The 18,135-nt window shown below is 35.4% G+C and carries 17 protein-coding genes; 10 read left to right on the plus strand and 7 right to left on the minus strand.

Translation table 11 applies throughout. The features are described 5' to 3' along the window. Positions 1-340: 340 nt before the first annotated feature. Positions 341-1,156 (minus strand): RecX family transcriptional regulator, encoded by an 816-nt coding sequence (locus Q5N69_RS05035; RefSeq protein ID WP_304367768.1) that lies wholly within the window; start codon positions 1,154-1,156, stop codon positions 341-343. A 120-nt stretch (positions 1,157-1,276) separates the two neighbouring features. Between Q5N69_RS05035 and grxB the strand changes: the two genes are divergently transcribed. After that, entirely contained in the window at positions 1,277-1,936 is a 660-nt protein-coding gene (gene grxB / locus Q5N69_RS05040; RefSeq protein WP_304367769.1) for a glutaredoxin 2, read from the plus strand. 53 nt (positions 1,937-1,989) lie between these two features. On the opposite strand, the gene Q5N69_RS05045 is transcribed toward grxB, so the two are convergent. Then, positions 1,990-2,904 (minus strand): hypothetical protein, encoded by a 915-nt coding sequence (locus Q5N69_RS05045; RefSeq protein WP_304367770.1) that lies wholly within the window; start codon positions 2,902-2,904, stop codon positions 1,990-1,992. A 528-nt stretch (positions 2,905-3,432) separates the two neighbouring features. Between Q5N69_RS05045 and Q5N69_RS05050 the strand changes: the two genes are divergently transcribed. The 3 genes from Q5N69_RS05050 to Q5N69_RS05060 all read left to right on the plus strand — a co-directional run bounded on the left by Q5N69_RS05050 (position 3,433) and on the right by Q5N69_RS05060 (position 6,961). Next, complete coding sequence (locus Q5N69_RS05050; protein ID WP_304367771.1) at positions 3,433-4,935, plus strand: hypothetical protein; 1,503 nt, start codon at positions 3,433-3,435, stop codon at positions 4,933-4,935. An 18-nt stretch (positions 4,936-4,953) separates the two neighbouring features. Beyond that, on the plus strand, positions 4,954-5,661 hold the full coding sequence (locus Q5N69_RS05055) for a response regulator transcription factor (protein WP_304367772.1): 708 nt from the start codon (positions 4,954-4,956) through the stop codon (positions 5,659-5,661). A gap of 256 nt (positions 5,662-5,917) precedes the next feature. After that, positions 5,918-6,961: a hypothetical protein gene (locus Q5N69_RS05060; protein ID WP_304367773.1), complete on the plus strand. Its 1,044-nt coding sequence runs from the start codon at positions 5,918-5,920 to the stop codon at positions 6,959-6,961. A 116-nt stretch (positions 6,962-7,077) separates the two neighbouring features. Here Q5N69_RS05060 and Q5N69_RS05065 read toward each other — a convergent pair whose 3' ends face one another. Further along, entirely contained in the window at positions 7,078-7,722 is a 645-nt protein-coding gene (locus Q5N69_RS05065; RefSeq protein WP_304367774.1) for a peroxiredoxin-like family protein, read from the minus strand. Positions 7,723-7,855: 133 nt separating this feature from the next. Here Q5N69_RS05065 and Q5N69_RS05070 point away from each other — a divergent pair, with 133 nt between their 5' ends. Both Q5N69_RS05070 and Q5N69_RS05075 read left to right on the plus strand, forming a co-directional pair. After that, positions 7,856-8,428, plus strand: a complete 573-nt coding sequence (locus tag Q5N69_RS05070) for a TetR/AcrR family transcriptional regulator (RefSeq protein ID WP_304367775.1) — start codon at positions 7,856-7,858, stop codon at positions 8,426-8,428. Positions 8,429-8,521: 93 nt separating this feature from the next. Then, complete coding sequence (locus Q5N69_RS05075) at positions 8,522-8,845, plus strand: ribonuclease E inhibitor RraB (RefSeq protein ID WP_304367776.1); 324 nt, start codon at positions 8,522-8,524, stop codon at positions 8,843-8,845. 113 nt (positions 8,846-8,958) lie between these two features. Here the strand turns inward: Q5N69_RS05075 and Q5N69_RS05080 are convergent, their stop codons facing one another. Continuing rightward, entirely contained in the window at positions 8,959-9,948 is a 990-nt protein-coding gene (locus Q5N69_RS05080) for a LysR family transcriptional regulator (protein ID WP_304367777.1), read from the minus strand. Between the two features lie 315 nt (positions 9,949-10,263). Between Q5N69_RS05080 and Q5N69_RS05085 the strand changes: the two genes are divergently transcribed. From Q5N69_RS05085 to Q5N69_RS05100, 4 genes are all read left to right on the plus strand, one after another. Beyond that, on the plus strand, positions 10,264-11,853 hold the full coding sequence (locus Q5N69_RS05085) for an FAD-dependent oxidoreductase (protein ID WP_304367778.1): 1,590 nt from the start codon (positions 10,264-10,266) through the stop codon (positions 11,851-11,853). Next, on the plus strand, positions 11,843-12,457 hold the full coding sequence (locus Q5N69_RS05090) for a c-type cytochrome (protein WP_304367779.1): 615 nt from the start codon (positions 11,843-11,845) through the stop codon (positions 12,455-12,457). The genes Q5N69_RS05085 and Q5N69_RS05090 overlap by 11 nt, the downstream gene beginning before the upstream one ends. A gap of 17 nt (positions 12,458-12,474) precedes the next feature. Beyond that, positions 12,475-12,969, plus strand: coding sequence for a RidA family protein (locus tag Q5N69_RS05095; protein WP_304367780.1), 495 nt, complete (start codon positions 12,475-12,477; stop codon positions 12,967-12,969). 91 nt (positions 12,970-13,060) lie between these two features. Further along, a complete protein-coding gene (locus Q5N69_RS05100) occupies positions 13,061-15,676 on the plus strand; it encodes a TonB-dependent siderophore receptor (protein WP_304367781.1) in 2,616 nt (871 codons plus the stop codon). A gap of 116 nt (positions 15,677-15,792) precedes the next feature. On the opposite strand, the gene Q5N69_RS05105 is transcribed toward Q5N69_RS05100, so the two are convergent. The 3 genes from Q5N69_RS05105 to mtnN all read right to left on the minus strand — a co-directional run bounded on the left by Q5N69_RS05105 (position 15,793) and on the right by mtnN (position 17,955). Further along, on the minus strand, positions 15,793-16,197 hold the full coding sequence (locus tag Q5N69_RS05105) for a rhodanese-like domain-containing protein (RefSeq protein ID WP_304367782.1): 405 nt from the start codon (positions 16,195-16,197) through the stop codon (positions 15,793-15,795). A 42-nt stretch (positions 16,198-16,239) separates the two neighbouring features. Next, the gene (locus Q5N69_RS05110) at positions 16,240-17,103 is read right to left on the minus strand and encodes a cobalamin biosynthesis protein (RefSeq protein WP_304367783.1); all 864 of its coding nucleotides are present in this window, start codon (positions 17,101-17,103) and stop codon (positions 16,240-16,242) included. Between the two features lie 126 nt (positions 17,104-17,229). Further along, positions 17,230-17,955, minus strand: coding sequence for a 5'-methylthioadenosine/S-adenosylhomocysteine nucleosidase (gene mtnN / locus Q5N69_RS05115; protein WP_304367784.1), 726 nt, complete (start codon positions 17,953-17,955; stop codon positions 17,230-17,232). Positions 17,956-18,135: the final 180 nt, after the last annotated feature.

The raw sequence follows: 18,135 nt of genomic DNA on the forward strand, positions 1-18,135 counted from the left end.
TAAATCAGTAATAACTTCGTTACTTCACAACTCGTTTAAGAAACACTAAACGTCGTTGTAAAGTGCCTTGTTCTAACATGATTTATTCTGCGCATAATTGCTTTGTAGCTCTTAACGCTTTAATTAAAAACCTGCTTCGGCAGGTTTTTTGTTTTTTGGCGATTAATAACAAAATGTATAGTCAGAAAAACTTATTTTCAAAAATTGAGAGGGAGTTTGTGAAGATTCAAGGCAACTATTTTTTAGCGTATCAGAAGTAGGAGGTAGTATAAAAAAGTAAGTTTTAAGTGGTATTAAAATGTGTTTTCTTTGGCGTGGTTATATCATTTTACGTAGCGGGCTATTTTTCATCTTGATCTAAAGACATCGTTTCTTGTATTTCATCACTAGTAAAACCTTTGCGAGACAAATAACTATAGGCCTTTGACTTTTCTTTATAATCAGACAAATCATAATTCTTTTTAGCGAGTTGATTACTGCAACTTTGGTAGAAATCAATATCACCTGCAAGTGTTAGTTGGTATATGGTTTCTTCAAATTCTGTCACATCAATAAGCTGCTGTTTTAATTCATGAAGGATAAGTATTTGTCCTTTTCCTTTGCGGTATAACTTCATTATTTCAGAGGTTAAGTCTGCTTTTTCAGCTTTTATTGCCATTTTACTGCGTAATGTTTCTAGTGCAGGATGTTCCAACAGAGCTTGATCTATTTGCTGAATAGAAAAACCGCGAGTGGTCATTTGCGAGTATACTTTTTCTTTACTCACGCCATGAAATGTTAGGTAACGAGAGAGTAACCGATTACTCGCCATTTCATTAAAATCTATATTGTTTTGTTCAATAACCTGCTCAAGAGCCGCTTCAATATCACCGGATGAAACTCCGCGTCTTCTTAACTTTTGTTGTATTGCCGCTTTTCCTATTTCATTGTTAAATGCTGATTCACAATAACGAATGGCAAACTCAATATCACTTTTCAAATAACCGTGCTCAATAAGATGCGTAAGTACCTTTTCTATCCATTCAGCATTATCTGTTTTACGTTCTAGTTTGCTACGAATTTCTGCAATCGTAAAGTCTTGTTGGCTTAGATGCCAATAAGCACTGTTGAATACATTATCGATACTTTTAGCTTGTTTAAGAGGAGGGCGTTGCATAATATTAAATCTTAATTTTAAGGTTAGCGGGGTTAGTGTAGCAGAACCTTAAGTACATTAAAAAATATGATAATATAAAATGAACAGAGCTATTTAATTGATTTATTTGAGAACTTAATTATGACAACCATGCGTTTATTTATTTATGATCACTGCCCATACTGTGTTAGAGCACGTATGCCTTTTGGTATGAAAAACATTCCTGTTGATATCTCGGTATTATCGAGCGACGACGAGGCTACGCCAATTTCAATGATAGGTGTTAAAGCTTGTCCTATTTTGCAAAAGTTAGATGGCAGCTTTATGGCTGAAAGTTTAGATATAGTTAAATACTTAGATCAATTAGATGGTTCACCGATTTTTGCTGAATCAGCCAACCGCGAAGATTTAAATGAGTGGTTAAAAAAAGTTAATTTACTCTTTAAAAAACTACTTTACCCGCGTTGGATAACGTCGGGAGTGGGTGAGTTTCAAACACAAAGTGCAATTGATTATTTTACGAATAAAAAAACCAAAGAACTTGGTTCTTTTTCTGAAGCTTTAGCTGATAGCGATGCTTTGATAAAAGAGTTGGAAGATGAGTTAAAAGTACTTGCACCAATGATACATAGCGAAAAGCATGTAAACGAACAACTATCAATTGATGATGTTGATTTGTTTGGTCGATTACGAGCAATAACGCTTATTAAAGATTTGAATATCCCTGAAGAAATCAGTGCTTACATTGAGCATTTCTCAAAAGTTAGCGGTATTCCTACTTTTTATGATGTTGCACAGTAACGTATTTGGTTATTTAAGCCGTTAAGCGCTATTACTTGTGGTAATCGTTACGGCTACTTTAATAAAGCGGATAATGGCGATAATTGTATTTCAGCCTGAAAAAGTATTTTGTGGTTTGACAATATACAAGTGCAATCGTGGGTTACGTATTCTGAGCTTTCATCTGTAGATTTTTGTGGTGGGCTCACTAATATATTTAAACTGTCATTACTTTTCAGTGTATTTAATACTGTTTTATCGATGGAAAGCTTATGAGAGATATAAATCATAGGCTCTTCTATTAAGTCTTGTCCAACGGCTTGTGCGCGCTCTAATAAAGCTGATGATAACAAACTCATCGGATACATTTCAGGAAAGCTCACTTTATCAATAAACTCATCTATGTATTCAGATTGCTCAGCAAAAGAGCTGGTTAAAAAGTTTTTAGCATTGCCGACAATCATATATTTACGTTTAACAAAGTATTGCTCTGGCGTGATAAAAGTACGATCTTTGCTGTTTATAATTTCAGAAAAATCTGGCAAGTTGGTAATCCCTGGAACAATATGTTCGCTGGTACAACGCTTATAACCAAGCAATACGGTTTTACCATTTGCCTTAAGTGCTATACGATTTGAGAAACACTCAACACCCGCAATATCTGAAAGTCTCCCATCACGAACCACTAGCGAAATACTATCACCAGGTTTAACCGAGCCAGCAAACGTAAATTCATACTGACTGAAATTAAGCGGGTTTACGCTAACTTTTGCTGTTTCAATTTGTTTAAGTTGTTGGTCGTAATTTTTAGGAGAGCGGTTGACTTGGTCTTCTACAAAACAGCCTAACTGGAAGCCGAGTGCAACAGTACCTTGGAAAGGGTTCTCTTTGATCCTATGCCAGCGGTTTTTATCATGAAACAGATTAAAGTCGTCAGTAGAATTACGTGCAGCTTCAATGTGCATCTGACTAATTATATATTCAGACATAGTATTCCCTATTTTTTTGTCGTGGTTTTATTGATACACGATCTTATTTTATTTAATCATACGTCGGTTAGCCGATTTTATCACTTATTCTCGAATGACTTTTAAATATACCCCAGAAACAAGTAAAAACCTTTAACTTTAATTCTAGCTCGCATTACTTAAACTGCCTACTAAATAGGCAATAAAACCACTCGTTTTCACAATATTCCTAATATCCTTATTTTTAATATTGATAGGTATTCAGCCTTTTTTGGTATTTTATAACTAAATAAAACATTTTGTTACATGCTAAATAAATATATTTTTATTTGTATTTTTAATTGTTAACTTATTGTTTTATATCTTAATTATTTTGTTTTTGTAGGCAGGAACTAAATAAATAAAAGTAAAGAAATGTAAATTTTATCACAAGTGAAGAACCATTAATAAAGGGATTACGTCTATGACCCAAGTGATCAGCTGACTTATTAATTCAGTAATTCAGCGTTCGATGTAGCTATCCAACTTATTATTTATAAGGTTTTATTGATGAATTTAGACAAACGTTCCAATCTAAGCGTTAACCCATGGTTTTACGCTGCATTTTTTGTAATGGTGCTCATGTTATCTGCATGTGGTTCAAGCGATGATGATGACAGCACTGGCGATATAAGATTTTATAATTTATCTCCAAATGCTCCAGCAATTTATTTAACAATTGATGAAGATTTAGATGATGAAGATGACGATGCGTATGAAAAAACTTATACCGGCATAGAGTTTTTATCTTTAAGTTCAGCTACTAGTATTGAAAACGGTGATTATTTTTATGAAATAGCCTTTCAAAATGATGATAGTACTTCTCGAGACGACTTAGAAATATTGTTAGAAGGTAGTCTTAACGTTGTAAAAGAATCAACACAATTATTAGTGTTAAATGGCGATGTTAGTTCACCAGAGCTATTAATTTATAATGTTCCTACGATTGATGACGATGATGATGCTGATGACGATTTATTTAACCTTCAAGTTTTAAATATGTTCGCAAGTGATCAAAACGTTGCTATGTACATGTCAAAAGACGATGAAACATTCAATGAAGCTGTTTTTGTTGGTGAGTTTAGCTATCAAACATTATCAGACAACCAAAAATTTGACCAAGAAACTTATATTTTTTACTTAGCTGATGTTGATACAAATGAAGTGTTATTTGAGTCAGACGAAATTACTTTTTCTTATGCAACTCAATATATCATTACAGTAAGAGCAAATATCACAGAAGGTGGTTCTCCATACACTATCGACCTTATTTCTACGTCTTCAATTACTGAATACATTGATATAAATTCACAAAGTACGTTTAAAGCTTATAACGCAATTAAAACACATGAATTGCTTCCAGAATATCAAGGTGATGTAACATTAACACTTGAAAACTTAGCAAGCACAGCTACAACAAGCGTTTTTTCTTACGGCTCATTTAGTGAAGAGTTAGTACAAGAAAGTGGCGACTACAGTGTCATGATTACTAACCCTGATACAGGTAATGTGATGATTGAAAATCACTTATTAACTTTGCCTGAAGATTCAGATAAAACAATTTTCTTCTACATTCAAGAAGACAGTGTTGATGCTGATGGCGATGGTGATATTGATGAGAACAATGATGGCCAAATTGACGAAATTGAAATAACTATCCAATCTTTAGTTGTTGATAACAGTAATGATTCTAGTATTTATGATCATAAAATGACGTCTGTTAACTTTATCGATTCTGACGACTTCAGCCTTGTAAGACTATATTATGTTAAAAATAGTGAATTGATTGATACTACGTCTAACGAACAATCAGTATCTTATGGCGATTCATCAACCATTACGTTATTAAACAATACTTATATTGTTTATGTTGTGGCGCAAGACGATTCAAGTGAATTGATTCTAACAAGCTTTGAGTTAATCTTAGATGAAGACTCTGTACCTCAATATATTATTCTAGAAAACGACGATTCAACTGCTACAGGTTATCGAGCTACATTAGCAGATCAATAATTTAAGCAGGTTTATATCATGAACTTTCATGAACGTATTTTAATTTTAAGTGATCATTGTGATAGTGCTGATCAAGCATCGTCTATGTGGTTACGCGGTTTAAAAGAAGAATATAGCGGGTTAATTCATTGTTATTCTGTGGTTGAATTAGTAAAGCAGGTAATGGCAAATCCGTTTGATTTGATTTTTATTGATATACAAAAACCGTCTGAATATTTAGTTGATGTTATTAAATATATCCGAAAAACTACGCGATTAGTTATTTGGAGTTATATAGATGATATTAAAGAGCCTGAAGTTGTAATGTTACTCAAGGCAGGTGCTGACAATTGTATAAAAAGAAGTAGCAGCCAAGAGGTCATTTTAGCGCAGGTAGAAGTCTTCTTTCGAAGAAAGCAACTCGATAGATTGAGTGTTGAAAAAAACCAATTACAGTTAAAGTCTTTTTTGTTGTGTCGTGATAAACGTGAACTGTACTGTCACGATAATTTAGTGGTAACGACAGGTATAGAGTTTGAATTATTAAATATGTTAATGAGCAATAATGGTGAAGTGGTTTCTAGAGAAGATATAGCTAAAAGTATTTTCAAACGAAATGTACTTTATTGTAGCCAAAGCATTAACATGCATATTTCAAATATTAGACGTAAGTTACGCGCAATAAACAATAATGTGGTCATTAAAAGTGTTCGTGGCAATGGTTATATTTTTGTTTTTGATTTCTAATTATTGGTTGAGCAACAAACTCAATTTTTAAAAGCATAACTACCAAGTAAAGCTCGAATAGAAATATTCGGGCTTTTTTATTACTTTATTGTTAAAAATAGTCACAATAGAAAAGGTTTATTAAGCCAAGTTTTGGTTGATTATTACCCATAAAGAATATTTCGAACGTGATGACAAAACTGACTATTAATTGACCCAAACTGTTAGTTGAATTACATTAATTGTTATCACATAAAAAATCTTTCTAATAACGAAAATGCCAAATAAAAACAAATTATTACTATTATTTTTGGCTATCGTTTTAGCTATTATCACCTTACTCATTCTTTACTCTGATGCAGTAGAATCTGTGTTTACTCGATTAAATGATCCCGCCAATATCATTGAAGAATATCCTTCTAATAAAATACAAAAAACGAATAAATACCTTACTGAAAGTTTATATGGCAATCAACAACCTGATAAATTAGAACCAAAGTCTAAATCTGCGACTTGCTTGGCTCCTTTACTCTCTTCTACTACAACTGAAACTTTAGTTGTGATAGATGACAAGGCGAGTGAAAAGCATCAAACAACAAAGAAATACTATGAGCTAAATACCAACTTAGATGATAAAAGTGGAGTGTTTACAAACGAGCTTAAGCAAAAGTTGTTTTATGTATTTAGCCACATAGAAAATGAATTCGATATTAACCTAAGCCATAAATTAGACTTAAATATAGTTTATCTTGGTAGTCGCACTGATTATGAAGATTATGTTATGGAGCAAGGGCGTTCAGCTGAAGGAACGATAGGTGTTTACCTTTATCCTGAACACGCTTCGGTTGTTGAATTTATTGAGTACAAACAAGCTATCAATACCTCAATACATGAAGCTATTCATGCTTTTAATCGCAGTTATTGGGGCGAGTCGTTGCGCTTTTTTAATGAAGGGATGGCAAAGTATTTTGAGAAAATATCAATAAGTGGTGAGTTTCAACATTTCGACTTTTCTGGCTTACAAGATCAGAAATATCCAATGGAAATAGAAAATTTATTGTTTTCTGAAACTGACTGGCATGGCAATAACACTCATAAACTTTATCAAAACAGTAATGCACTTTTTTATTTCTTAATGAGTAATGATAAAGGGCGAAACCTGATACGGGAAATTATGCAGCTTGAGCAAAAAGACTCATGCTCTGTATTAACAGAAAGCATGGTGTTAGACATGTTATTTGAAATGTACCCAAATCATCAGCAAGAATTTGATTATTGGTTTAAAGATGGTTTAGCGCTATTCCTTCAGAATAAAAAATGAAGATAATTATTTTATTCATACACTATACGAATAAAGAAAAGTATAGATTTCAGCAATAAAAAAACCTGCATCAGCAGGTTTTTACTTGTTTATAAAGCTTAAAACTTAATTTCAGCTTATAAAGCTTTTAATGTTTTTATTACTTCACTTGGCTCTTGTCTTGCTGTGTAATCAGCATCTACAAAAGCACTTGCAACTGTTCCATCTTTAGCAATAACAAAAGTTGCAGCTAGTGGTAAGTCGAACTGACCTTCACCATTGTGGCTTTCTACATCAATACCAAATGATAAATAAATTGGTTTTAATGCATCAGGTAAAGAAAACACTAAGCCTAAGCTTTTCGCATATTCCGCATTAACATCGGATAAAACGTCAAATGCTAGTTCATTTTTCTCTGATGTTGAAAGGGATGCATCAGGTAATTCTGGGGTGATAGCAACTAATGTTGCACCTAAAGATTTAATCTCTTCAAGTGAGCTTTGGTATTCACGTAACTCAAAGTTACAGTATGGGCACCAGCCACCACGATAAAAAGTAATAACTACAGGGCCATCTTCTAATAAATTAGCCAATGAAACTGTTTCACCTTTGTGGTTAGGTAATGAAAACAATGGCATGGTTTCATTTTCTTTAGGAGCTTTCAAAGTAATACCAGAATCAGCAAGGGCTTGTGTCGTTTGTTGCATTAATTCTTGTATGTTCTTAGGCGCTTTTTCTTTGAATACTTTTTTGTATTCGTCAATTTTTTCAATTAAAGACATAATTCATCCTACTGCTTTTTAGCTTGAATGTTCATTCAATCATTTTTTTTTAAAACCTACAAGTAGTTTTTTGAACAAGCATTCAAGATGTTGTAAGATGATGTTAATAAAACTTGCATGGATTTTTCTAATAATGCCTAAAATACAATTCGATCGACAAGATGTTCTTGAAAAAGCTACATCACTATTTTGGCGTGAAGGCTACAGTGCAACTTCAATGCAAGCATTGTTTGAAGTTACAGGTTTAAAACCTGGAAGTGTTTATTTAGCCTTTGGTAACAAAGAAGGCTTATTTAAAGAGTCCATCGACTTTTACGGTAAAAGATCCGTCGAATACTTACAAGCTAAACTAAGTAATGACGACACTATAGAGCAGGGGATTTGTGAGTTATTGCTTTCCCTCGTTGATGAATCGACACAAACAGACTATTGCAGCTGCTTCTTGTTAAAAAGCCAACTTGAATTAGATAACCAAACATCCTTAAAGCAACATATTGCTGATTACTTGCTGACTATTGAAAATGTTTATAGCAATCGACTTGCTACCATTTATGGCGAAGAAGAAGCTAAGCAAAAAGCGGCAAGTATTATGGTACATATTTTTGGTATTCGCGTTTATGGCTATCACACCAATAGCAAAGAGCAAATATTAGGTAGCTTAAGGTTAGGCTTAAGTTGGTTGCCTTGGTCGCAGTTAGCTCACTAGCGCTTTTATTTTATATCCATTTAAAACATTGGCGTTTATAATGTTTAATATTATTTCAGGCAATTGCCGCATTTTATTAGAGCTATACAGAATATGACTTTTCCAAACGATGAAACAGGCCAAGTATTGGCAGAAATGCATGAAGCAGGTATTGATTTAACCGTTATCCATAACGTGGTGTTTTTTCAATTATTCGCTAAGAAAGAAGATGCAGAAGCTATGGCTGCTCATTTGGCAGAAGTTGCTCCTGATATTAAGTGCGATATTCATCCAGACGAAACACCTAATGTTTGGGATCTTGATTGCTCAATTAACTTAATGCCTATTTACGATGCTATTGTTGCTCAAGAAGCGCAATTCGAACAAATAGCTAATAAGTTCAATGGCTACAACGACGGCTGGGGAATGGAAGGTTAAGCTTTAGTCCTAGCTAAAATTATACAGTAAATAGTTTTCGTGCTATTTACTGTGCTTTTAAATTAACATTTTCAAACTTCAAACTTCAAACTTCAAACTTCAAACTTTAGCTTTTAACCTTCAACCATAGCTTCAATGGCTATCTCAGGCTGACGTACATATTGGGTATCTATTAACTCACCTTGCCAAGAATTATTGGCATGAGCGGTAGCAGCTGTTTCACGAATTAACTCATATACAGCTAACACTGCAGGTGTATGATTAGATTTCTCTGAAAAATGTAAATAAACATCACGCCAAATATTCGGCTGAATAATCTCAATTTTTCTTAATTGTTGGCTTAACTCTAAATGAAACGTTGCTGAAGATGGCACTATAATTAAACCTAAGCCCTGAGTTACATAGTGAAGGGTGGTCATCAATTGGCCAAAGGCTTTTTTACTTTTTAGAGTTATACCCACTTTTTTAGCTTGTTCATGAAGAAGTGTGCTTAGTGCGTCTTTTTCATCGGGCATAAAAATTTCATAATGCTGCAATTCTTCAAAGGGAATAGAAGCGTACATGGCTAATTCACTAAAGGTTGGGTTTTTAGGCTGTTTAGATATGTATAAAGACAAAGCTTCTCGAAGCAGTAATATGCCTTTTTCAGTACCATCTTGATGATAACGTACAGCTAAATCCACTTCCTTATCTGCGAGCCATTTATCAACTATGTGCGAAGGTCCTATTCTAAAAGAGAGATCGATACCTGGATGTCTATGCTCTAATTCAGTGAGAAGAACAGCAGACAATACATTACAAGCTGCCTGACTCACTCCTACAACAACCTTACCTTTGCAATCCATTTCTCCTTGCATAAGTTCAGCTTTTGCATTGAATATTTGCGCCAAGATAATGCGGGCGTGTTGCTCAAATAGTTTGCCTGCTGCATTTAAAGTTACACCTCTAAAATCACGGTCAAATAATTTGGTTTTTAATTCGTGCTCTAAATTAGCTAACTGCAAACTAATTGCGGGTTGGGCAACATCTAATTCTCTCGCTGCTGCGGTAATACTACCTTGATCGGCGGTAGTTAAAAAATATTGTAGCTGTTTAGAGTTCATTTCTAACCTAATTCTGTGAGTTGTTTAAGTTGGATCTGTTTGAATGTAAGTAATACGAGTGATTCGTTGTCTTTGGATCAAATAATTCGATAAGTCACAAGATCCCTTTTAAGAGCAAATTTAATGCCAGCGATTTTTTTTACATTATTGTTGTTTAAAAACAGCCTCAAAAGCGATTGTTTACAAGGCTATAAAAAAAATATGGGGGGCGCACAATATTTTTCAGTGTTCTGTTGTACGAAGAGTCTCGTTAGTATCAATTTCATGTTTTGACCTAGTGTCTAAATCAATTATATGGAGTTAACGAAAGTCATTATGCTCAACATTACAAGACGACAATTTCTGACGTATGTCGGTGCTGCTGGTGGGTCATCAGCGTTACTAAAAACGAGCTTAGCATTAGGCTTAACCCCTGAAAGCGCTTACGAAGGGCCGGTTAACATTAAACCCGCAGCCAAAGGAGAAAAACCAACAGCATTAATTTTAGGTGCAGGAATTGCAGGTTTGGCAACTGCTTTAGAATTAGAGCAAGCAGGATATGAATGCACTATTTTAGAAGCATCTTTTAGACCTGGTGGACGTAACCTTACGGTTCGCCATGGTGATAAAATTGATGAAATGGGTCGTCCTCAAATATGTAATTTTGATAAACAAGATAATTTATTTTTCAACTGTGGCCCAGCAAGAATTCCAGGTCATCACCGCAGAATATTGCACTATTGTAGAACACTCAATGTGCCATTACAGATCAAAGCTAATAGCAGCAAGATGGCTTACTTTCATGATGAAAAGTCATTAGGCGGTAAACCTAAGCGCATTATTGAGTATCACACGGATGTTCGAGGCTTAATGTCTGAGTTGTTATGGAAAGCTGCTGACAACAATCAATACGATCAATTCTTATCAGAAGAAGATGTAGCAAAGCTTATGTCATTTTCTAAAACTTATGGCGATTTAACCGAAAATGGAAAATATATAGGCAGTGAGAGAGCAGGTTCTACTACTGATCGTATGCTTGATTTTCCTGTTCCAAATGTTCCTATCGAATTAAAAGCTATGTTAGATAGCAGTTTTTGGTATGGAGGACTTCTAGGAGCTGAGCAATTTGATTGGTGTGAACCATTAATGGAACCTGTTGGTGGAATGGACGCTGTCGTTAAAGGTTTTCTGAGAAAATTAAAAACAAAACCCGTATTAAATGCCCAAGTTAAAAAAATCTTCAACACAGATAACGGTGTAGAGGTTACTTATGAACAAGGCGGTTCATTTAAAACCATTAAAGCCGATTATTGCTTCAATAATATTCCTGCTTACTTCATGGCAGGTATCGAAAATAATTTTGATGGAACCTACCAAAAAGCTCTGAACAGCATAAAGCGTGGCCATTTATTTAAAATTGCTTACCAAATGAAAGAACGTTTTTGGGAGCGTGATGGCATTTATGGTGGCATTAGCTACACCACAGGACCTATTGGTCAAATTTGGTACCCCTCGCATGATATCAATGCCCAAAAAGGCATTCTTTTAGGTGCTTACACTTGGGACGGAAAAGCTACTGCAATGTTTGAAGCTTTATCTCATGAAGATCGCCTTAAAGTCGGAGCCGCTAATGCAGAAAAAATCCATCCAGGTTATAGCAAATATATTGAAAATGGCATCTCAATTCCATGGGGAAGAATGAACCACCAGATGGGGTGTGGTATGCGTTTAGATAAAGATGTTTGGGATGACTACTTTCCGTTATTACAAAAGCCTGAAGGTCGACACTTTATGATTGGTGATCAAATTAGTCATCACTCTGGTTGGCAAGAAGGTGCGTTAGCTTCTAGTGAGCAAGCACTCCAACAACTTAATAAATTAGTTGAATTAAACGCTAATAAAAAAGGAGCTTCTTATGCGCGTTAAAACCTTGATGTTCAGTTTGTTGATGGCTTCGTTAGGACATAGTGTTCAAGCCAAAGAAACCCCAACTCCAGCTGGTTTAGATTACTGTACTGTTTGTCACGGCAGTCAATTAATGGGCAATGTGAATATTGGTGCACCAAGACTTACAGACCTATCTAGTTGGTATGTAGAGCGACAACTTCAAAACTTTAAGTTAGGTAAAAGAGGCTCTCATCCTGCTGATAAAACCGGTGGTGAAATGATGGTGATGGTAGGGAAGCTATCAGATGAACAAATATCAGAAATTGCTAACTGGGTTACTCAAACCGTATCAACAAAACCTAAGCCTATGATTGAAGGGGATATCCATTTAGGTAAGGAACAATATCAATCATGCGCATCATGTCATGGAGAAAACGGAGAAGGGAATAAAGCATTAGGAGCACCGAAGTTAAATGGCTTAAACGATTGGTATTTAGTTACTCAATTAAATCATTTCAGACAAGGCTATCGAGGGACCGATGAATCAGACATTTATGGTCAACAAATGAAAGCTGCAAGCAATGTAGTTTTATCAGAAGAAGATGCGGCGAACTTAGCCACTTATATTTATCAATTAAAATAAACTTAGGAGTTTTATCCATGAAGAAAATCTTATTAGTAGCTGCAAGTACATTATTCATGAGCAGTGCTATGGCTGATGTTACACGTCATGCTTTACCAAATAACAACCCATTTCCTATTTCAAGAGCAGTAGAAGTTACACCTGATACTACGTTAATTTTTCACAGCGGCATGGTGCCAGGTCCGGTTGATGCAACCGCTGAAAAAGGTAGCCGTAAATATTATGGTGATACTGAGACTCAAGCGTTAAATGTATTCAAACGTTTTGAAGCTTCATTTAAAGAATTAGGTGTAGATTTTGGTGACGTTATAAAAATGCAAGTATTTATGGTTGGTGATCCAACGATGGATGGAAAAATGGATTTTTCAGGCTTTATGAAAGCTTACACAAAATACTTTGGAACTAAAGAACAACCAAATAAACCAGCGCGTTCAGCATTTCAAATCGCAGGCTTAGCTGGCGGACCTAATATGTTAATTGAAATTGAAATGGTAATTGCAAAACCTGAATAAACTTTTTCTACAAAAGAAAACCCATGCCTCGATTTAGAGGCAAAAAAACAACAAGAAAACCACACCAAAACATGAGAGACAGAGGTTCACTATGGCTAAATATTCATTACTCAGTAAAGCAATAAAAACCAGTTTAATCACCTGTGCTATTAGTACAATATCTATGAGTTCAGCATCAGCACAAGAAGAAGCTGAAGTCGAAGCAGAAAAGGTCTACGAGAAAATAGTGGTGACAGGTGCTCGTGGTGTTCCACGATCGTTAGCCGATTCAGCCGTTCCTATTGATGTATTAAGTGAAGCCGATTTAGCTGCGGTGCCTTTTACTGATACCAATGATATTTTAAAAACCTTAGTACCTTCTTACTCTTTGTCTCGTCAGCCTATTTCTGATGGAGCCTCATTTATTCGTCCTGCTACATTACGTGGTATGCCTACCGATAAAACCTTAGTATTGGTTAACTCAAAACGTCGTCATCGTTCTGCACTCGTTCAGATTGGTGGTTCAGGTACGCAAGGTCCTGATGTTGCAACAATCCCTTCTTCTGCTTTAAAAGGTGTTGAAGTACTTCGTGATGGTGCTGCTGCGCAATATGGCTCAGATGCTATTGCAGGTGTAATCAACTTCCAACTTAAAGATAATGACGAAGGAGGTTCACTTTCTGTAGAAATGGGTCAACATTATGAAGGTGACGGAGAGCTAGTTACTATTAGTGGTAATATCGGTTTTGCTCTTGGTGATAAAGGCTTTTTAAGTGTATCGGGTGAAATTTCTGACTCAAATTCAACTTCTCGTGCAGAACAATATTGTGAAGACTGGGCTTGTGTTGATGTTAATGATCCGCGTTTTGGGGGATTCGATACATCTTTAGCTGGATACTCTGAAGAAGCCTTTATCGCAGGTTTAGATGCTGCCAACCTAGGTGGTGAAGATGTTGTTCAACCTTGGGGCCAACCTAATACATCTGCTACTCGCATTTTCTTTAACTCAGGTTATGAGATAAGCAATACTATGAGATTTTATGCCTTTGGTAACTATTCTGATAGTGAAGGCGATGGCGGTTTTTATTATCGTTACCCAGGTAATGGCACAATCGAAAATGTTCGTTTAGAAGATGGGTCGCTTTATTCTCCTTTAGAAAAATTCCCAGGTGGCTTTACACCTAGATTTACCGGTGAGATCGAAGACATTTCAATTCTTACAGGTTTAGAAGGTGAGTTTGCTAATGAGATGACTTACGATATAAGTGCTCGCTTTGGTTCAAATGAAATTTCTTATACTTTAGATAATACAATTAACCCATCTTTAGGCCCGGATTCTCCTACATCATTTAAGCCAGGTGATTTAACTAATGAAGAGCTTCAATTTTCTGCAGATTTTACTCAACTTTTTGATGTAGGTTTTGCTAATGAATTAATTTTAGCTTTCGGTGTAACTTATATGGAAGAAACTTATGAGTTAACAGGTGGGGATGAAGCATCATATTCTGTTGGTGCCTATTCAAGTGCTGACCCTTACGGCTTCTGTAATGATGACGGTACAGCTACTGCAGCTGGTTTAGGCGTTATAAGTAATGGTTCAACATTAAACTGTGCTGACAGCGATGATGCTGTTTATCAAGCTGTTGGTGTGGGTTCAAATGGTTTCCCTGGTTTTTCTCCTGAGTACTCTGGTAAGTATGAAAGAGACATGATGGGGGTTTATGTTGATTTAAGTAGTGACGTTACTGACGAACTATTTTTACAAACCGCTTTCAGATATGAAGATTACTCTGATTTTGGTTCTGAACTTGTTGGTAAACTTGCTTTCAAATATACCTTAACTGATTCGGTTAATTTACGTGGCTCAGTGGGTACAGGTTTCCGTGCACCTACACCAGGTCAACAAGGTACAACTAACGTATCAACACGTTTACCTGATGGTTTCCCTGTTGCTACAGGTTTATTCCCAGCGTTAAGTAATGTAGGACAAGCATTAGGTGCAGAAGCATTAAAACCAGAGACTTCTGTTAACTATAGTTTAGGTCTATCTGGTAACTTTGATGAGTTAACAGTTACATTAGATTTCTATAACATTGCTTTAGATGACCGTTTTTATGCGGTTTCAACTATCGATGTATCAACGGATCCGACATCAGGTGATGCTTATGACAAGTTCTTAGCTTTGGAAGCTGCTGGCGTTGAAGGTGCTAATACCATTGGCGGTGTAAACTATTTCCAAAATGCATTTGATACTACGACTTCAGGTATGGACTTTGTTGCAACTTATACAATGGGTAACACTGTTCTAACGGGGTCTGTGAACTATAACACCACAGAAATAGATTCAGAGGTTAGTGAGTTTTTAAGCGAAGAAGATGCCTTTGATTTAGAAAACTCTATTCCTGAATGGAAGGGTGTTGTTTCAGCCAAGCATGACTATGATGCGTTTACGTTCCTAGTACGTGCGAATATTTATGGTTCGTATGAAAATGCTATTGATACCGATGCGACAGAAATTCAAAAATATGACCCTGTTGTATTGTTTGATTTAGAAATGAGCTATCAGTTAAGTGATGACTTATCTTTATCTGCAGGTGCTCGAAATATCTTTGATACTTATCCTGATGTAGACGATGGCGATGACTGTTGTGGTGCTGTTTACTGGTCAGGCAATACAGTTGATTGGATGGGTGGATACTACTACGCACGTTTAAACTACACTTTCTAATCTTTATTAAGGTAAACAAAAGCCTTGTAAAATTTGAGGTTTAAAAAGTAAAAAGCCGTTAGTGATAACGGCTTTTTTGTGTGTATTAGAAAGAGTAAATGTAGCGGTTATTAGGCTTACTGTTTTATTAGAGGTAGCTTAGCTTTAACCCAAGCATTCATATCACCTTCAAGATGACGAACATTGAGAAAACCATTATCTTGCAATACGCTTTCAGCAACAATTGCTCTTCGACCCGAGCGGCAATGCACAACAATCATTTTGTCTTTATGTTGAGCTAAAAGAGATAAGTTGTCGGCAACGCTATTATGACTAATATTGATAGCATTTTTAATATGCCCTTGGTTAAACTCTTCAGCCGTTCTTACATCCAATACAATAAAGTTTGCCGTATCTTGCGAAGACATTAATTTCACTAATTCATCTTGAGATATTATAGGTGTTTGAGCCGCAAATATATTGGCTGAAAAAATAGAAATTGAAATGAAAGTCGCTACTGTGAGCAGTTTTTTGATTAACATATATAATACCTTAAGGTTGTATTTAGGTTGTATCGTTTGAATTTATACTTTAAGTGTAAGTACTAAGGTTAAAGCTGAACTAAAAATTAGGCATAAAAATGAAAAATATAGTACTTGGTTTACTCGCTTAACAGCATGCACAATGCTACTTGCATCTGGCTCTAATGCTTTATCATTAAAACTATTACGTCTTAATTTTGTATCTTCATATAAAGCAACACCACCAAGTTTCTTCTCAATGGCTAAGGCAAGCGCATAAACACTGATTGCGTTATTAAGGCTAAAAAAATGTTGTTTAATCAGTTGCCAAAATAATCGAGAATTCTGTCCTACCGTACCTAGCATAATAAATAGTACAAACAACCGGGTTGGAAGCCATTGTAATATTTGAACTAGGTTATTAACTAAAGCACCAAAGGCTCTATATTTTGGTAGTTTTATATTCCAGCTGTAATGCATTTCAAGTAATAATCTAAAAGTGAGTGCAGCGTACGGACCAAATATGAAATAGAAAAATGCGACACTAAAACATTGTTGCATCGTTTGCAGTAAGTGCATTTCAATACTGGTTTTACTGATACCTAAAGGTGATAACTTATCGGTATTTCGCAACGTGAAAGGCGCGATTAATTGCTTAGCTTCTGAGGTGTTTTTTGCAAGTAAAGCTTTTGCTGTTTTAATAGTGGCTCTTGTTAAACCAAAGGAGCCTAGAGCAAAATACAGTAAGAATGCGTGCCATAACCAGTTAACTTCAATAAAGCTTTCAAACAACCATAAAATAAGAAGCAAAGGTAATAAGGTAATAAATGTAGAAAGTGCGCCTGCTATTTTCTGTTGGTGAGGATTGTTATTTGGGTTATTTACTTTATTTGCAAGCTGAGAACAAAAAAAGCGAAACCAGTGCATGGGCTCTTTAATAAAAAAGATAGAGAGAAACACTTTTACTAGAACAACGACAGTAAATATCAGTAAAGATAAAATGAAGGGATGCTCTAATAAAAAGTGATTCATCATTGACGGTGTACTATTTAGTTAAGCGAGTGTTTTATCTTTCATGGCATTTAGCATATTCAATACCAGTTGAGACGAGTTAACTGAAGCTGTTTCTAAATAAGCTTCGAATGAAGTTGGCGACTCTTTACCTGCAATATCAGACATTGAACGAATGATCACAAATGGTATGTTTAATTGATGACAAGTATGAGCAATCGCAGCACCTTCCATTTCAACGGCAGCCATTGTTGGGAAGTTTTTACGCGCTTTAGCAATATCTGCATCCGCTGTCATAAATGTATCGCCCGTGGTAATTAAACCCAATAATGTTTGAATAGGCGTATCAGAGGTTGAGCTTAACTCGGCAATACCTTCTTGAGCTGCCTCAACTAACGTACTATGAGGAATATAAGCTGGAGGGTTAGATGGTAATTGTCCTACTTCGTAACCGAAAGCTGTTACATCAACATCGTGATATCTTACTTCGCTACTGATCACAATATCGCCCACTTTTAATGACTGCTCAAAACCACCTGCTGAGCCAGTGTTTACTATGTAATCAGGTCTAAATTTGTCAATTAAAAAAGCTGTGGCTAAAGCTGCTGCAACCTTGCCAATGCCTGATTGAACAATTACAACTTCACTACCTTCAAGTGTGCCTTCATAAAATGTAAAACTAGCGTGCTCAGTTGTTACACAGTTTTCTAGTTTGTTTTTTAAAATGGCAACTTCAGGCTCCATTGCGCCAATAATTCCAGCTTTCATTATGTTTTTCCGTTAATTAGTCTTTAAATAATAAGGCAATTATAGCTGTAATATTAAGGAAAAGCAGGAGTATTTTATTGAGTAAATATATCTGTGTGAATGATCAAATATGAAGATTATTTTCAATAAGTAGGCTTAATTGACTGGTGCGCTAAAAGATAATTATTTGATACATCTAAC

It is taken from the genome of Pseudocolwellia sp. AS88 (assembly GCF_030551755.1).
Taxonomy (GTDB): domain Bacteria; phylum Pseudomonadota; class Gammaproteobacteria; order Enterobacterales; family Alteromonadaceae; genus Pseudocolwellia.

Excerpts from the sequence above, each read along its gene's own strand:
- Q5N69_RS05035 (WP_304367768.1), bottom strand. The coding sequence starts at position 1,156 with ATGCAACGCCCTCCTCTTAAACAAGCTAAAAGTATCGATAATGTATTC.
- grxB (WP_304367769.1), top strand. The coding sequence starts at position 1,277 with ATGACAACCATGCGTTTATTTATTTATGATCACTGCCCATACTGTGTT.
- Q5N69_RS05045 (WP_304367770.1), bottom strand. The coding sequence starts at position 2,904 with ATGTCTGAATATATAATTAGTCAGATGCACATTGAAGCTGCACGTAAT.
- Q5N69_RS05050 (WP_304367771.1), top strand. The coding sequence starts at position 3,433 with ATGAATTTAGACAAACGTTCCAATCTAAGCGTTAACCCATGGTTTTAC.
- Q5N69_RS05055 (WP_304367772.1), top strand. The coding sequence starts at position 4,954 with ATGAACTTTCATGAACGTATTTTAATTTTAAGTGATCATTGTGATAGT.
- Q5N69_RS05060 (WP_304367773.1), top strand. The coding sequence starts at position 5,918 with ATGCCAAATAAAAACAAATTATTACTATTATTTTTGGCTATCGTTTTA.
- Q5N69_RS05065 (WP_304367774.1), bottom strand. The coding sequence starts at position 7,722 with ATGTCTTTAATTGAAAAAATTGACGAATACAAAAAAGTATTCAAAGAA.
- Q5N69_RS05070 (WP_304367775.1), top strand. The coding sequence starts at position 7,856 with ATGCCTAAAATACAATTCGATCGACAAGATGTTCTTGAAAAAGCTACA.
- Q5N69_RS05075 (WP_304367776.1), top strand. The coding sequence starts at position 8,522 with ATGACTTTTCCAAACGATGAAACAGGCCAAGTATTGGCAGAAATGCAT.
- Q5N69_RS05080 (WP_304367777.1), bottom strand. The coding sequence starts at position 9,948 with ATGAACTCTAAACAGCTACAATATTTTTTAACTACCGCCGATCAAGGT.
- Q5N69_RS05085 (WP_304367778.1), top strand. The coding sequence starts at position 10,264 with ATGCTCAACATTACAAGACGACAATTTCTGACGTATGTCGGTGCTGCT.
- Q5N69_RS05090 (WP_304367779.1), top strand. The coding sequence starts at position 11,843 with ATGCGCGTTAAAACCTTGATGTTCAGTTTGTTGATGGCTTCGTTAGGA.
- Q5N69_RS05095 (WP_304367780.1), top strand. The coding sequence starts at position 12,475 with ATGAAGAAAATCTTATTAGTAGCTGCAAGTACATTATTCATGAGCAGT.
- Q5N69_RS05100 (WP_304367781.1), top strand. The coding sequence starts at position 13,061 with ATGGCTAAATATTCATTACTCAGTAAAGCAATAAAAACCAGTTTAATC.
- Q5N69_RS05105 (WP_304367782.1), bottom strand. The coding sequence starts at position 16,197 with ATGTTAATCAAAAAACTGCTCACAGTAGCGACTTTCATTTCAATTTCT.
- Q5N69_RS05110 (WP_304367783.1), bottom strand. The coding sequence starts at position 17,103 with ATGCACTGGTTTCGCTTTTTTTGTTCTCAGCTTGCAAATAAAGTAAAT.
- mtnN (WP_304367784.1), bottom strand. The coding sequence starts at position 17,955 with ATGAAAGCTGGAATTATTGGCGCAATGGAGCCTGAAGTTGCCATTTTA.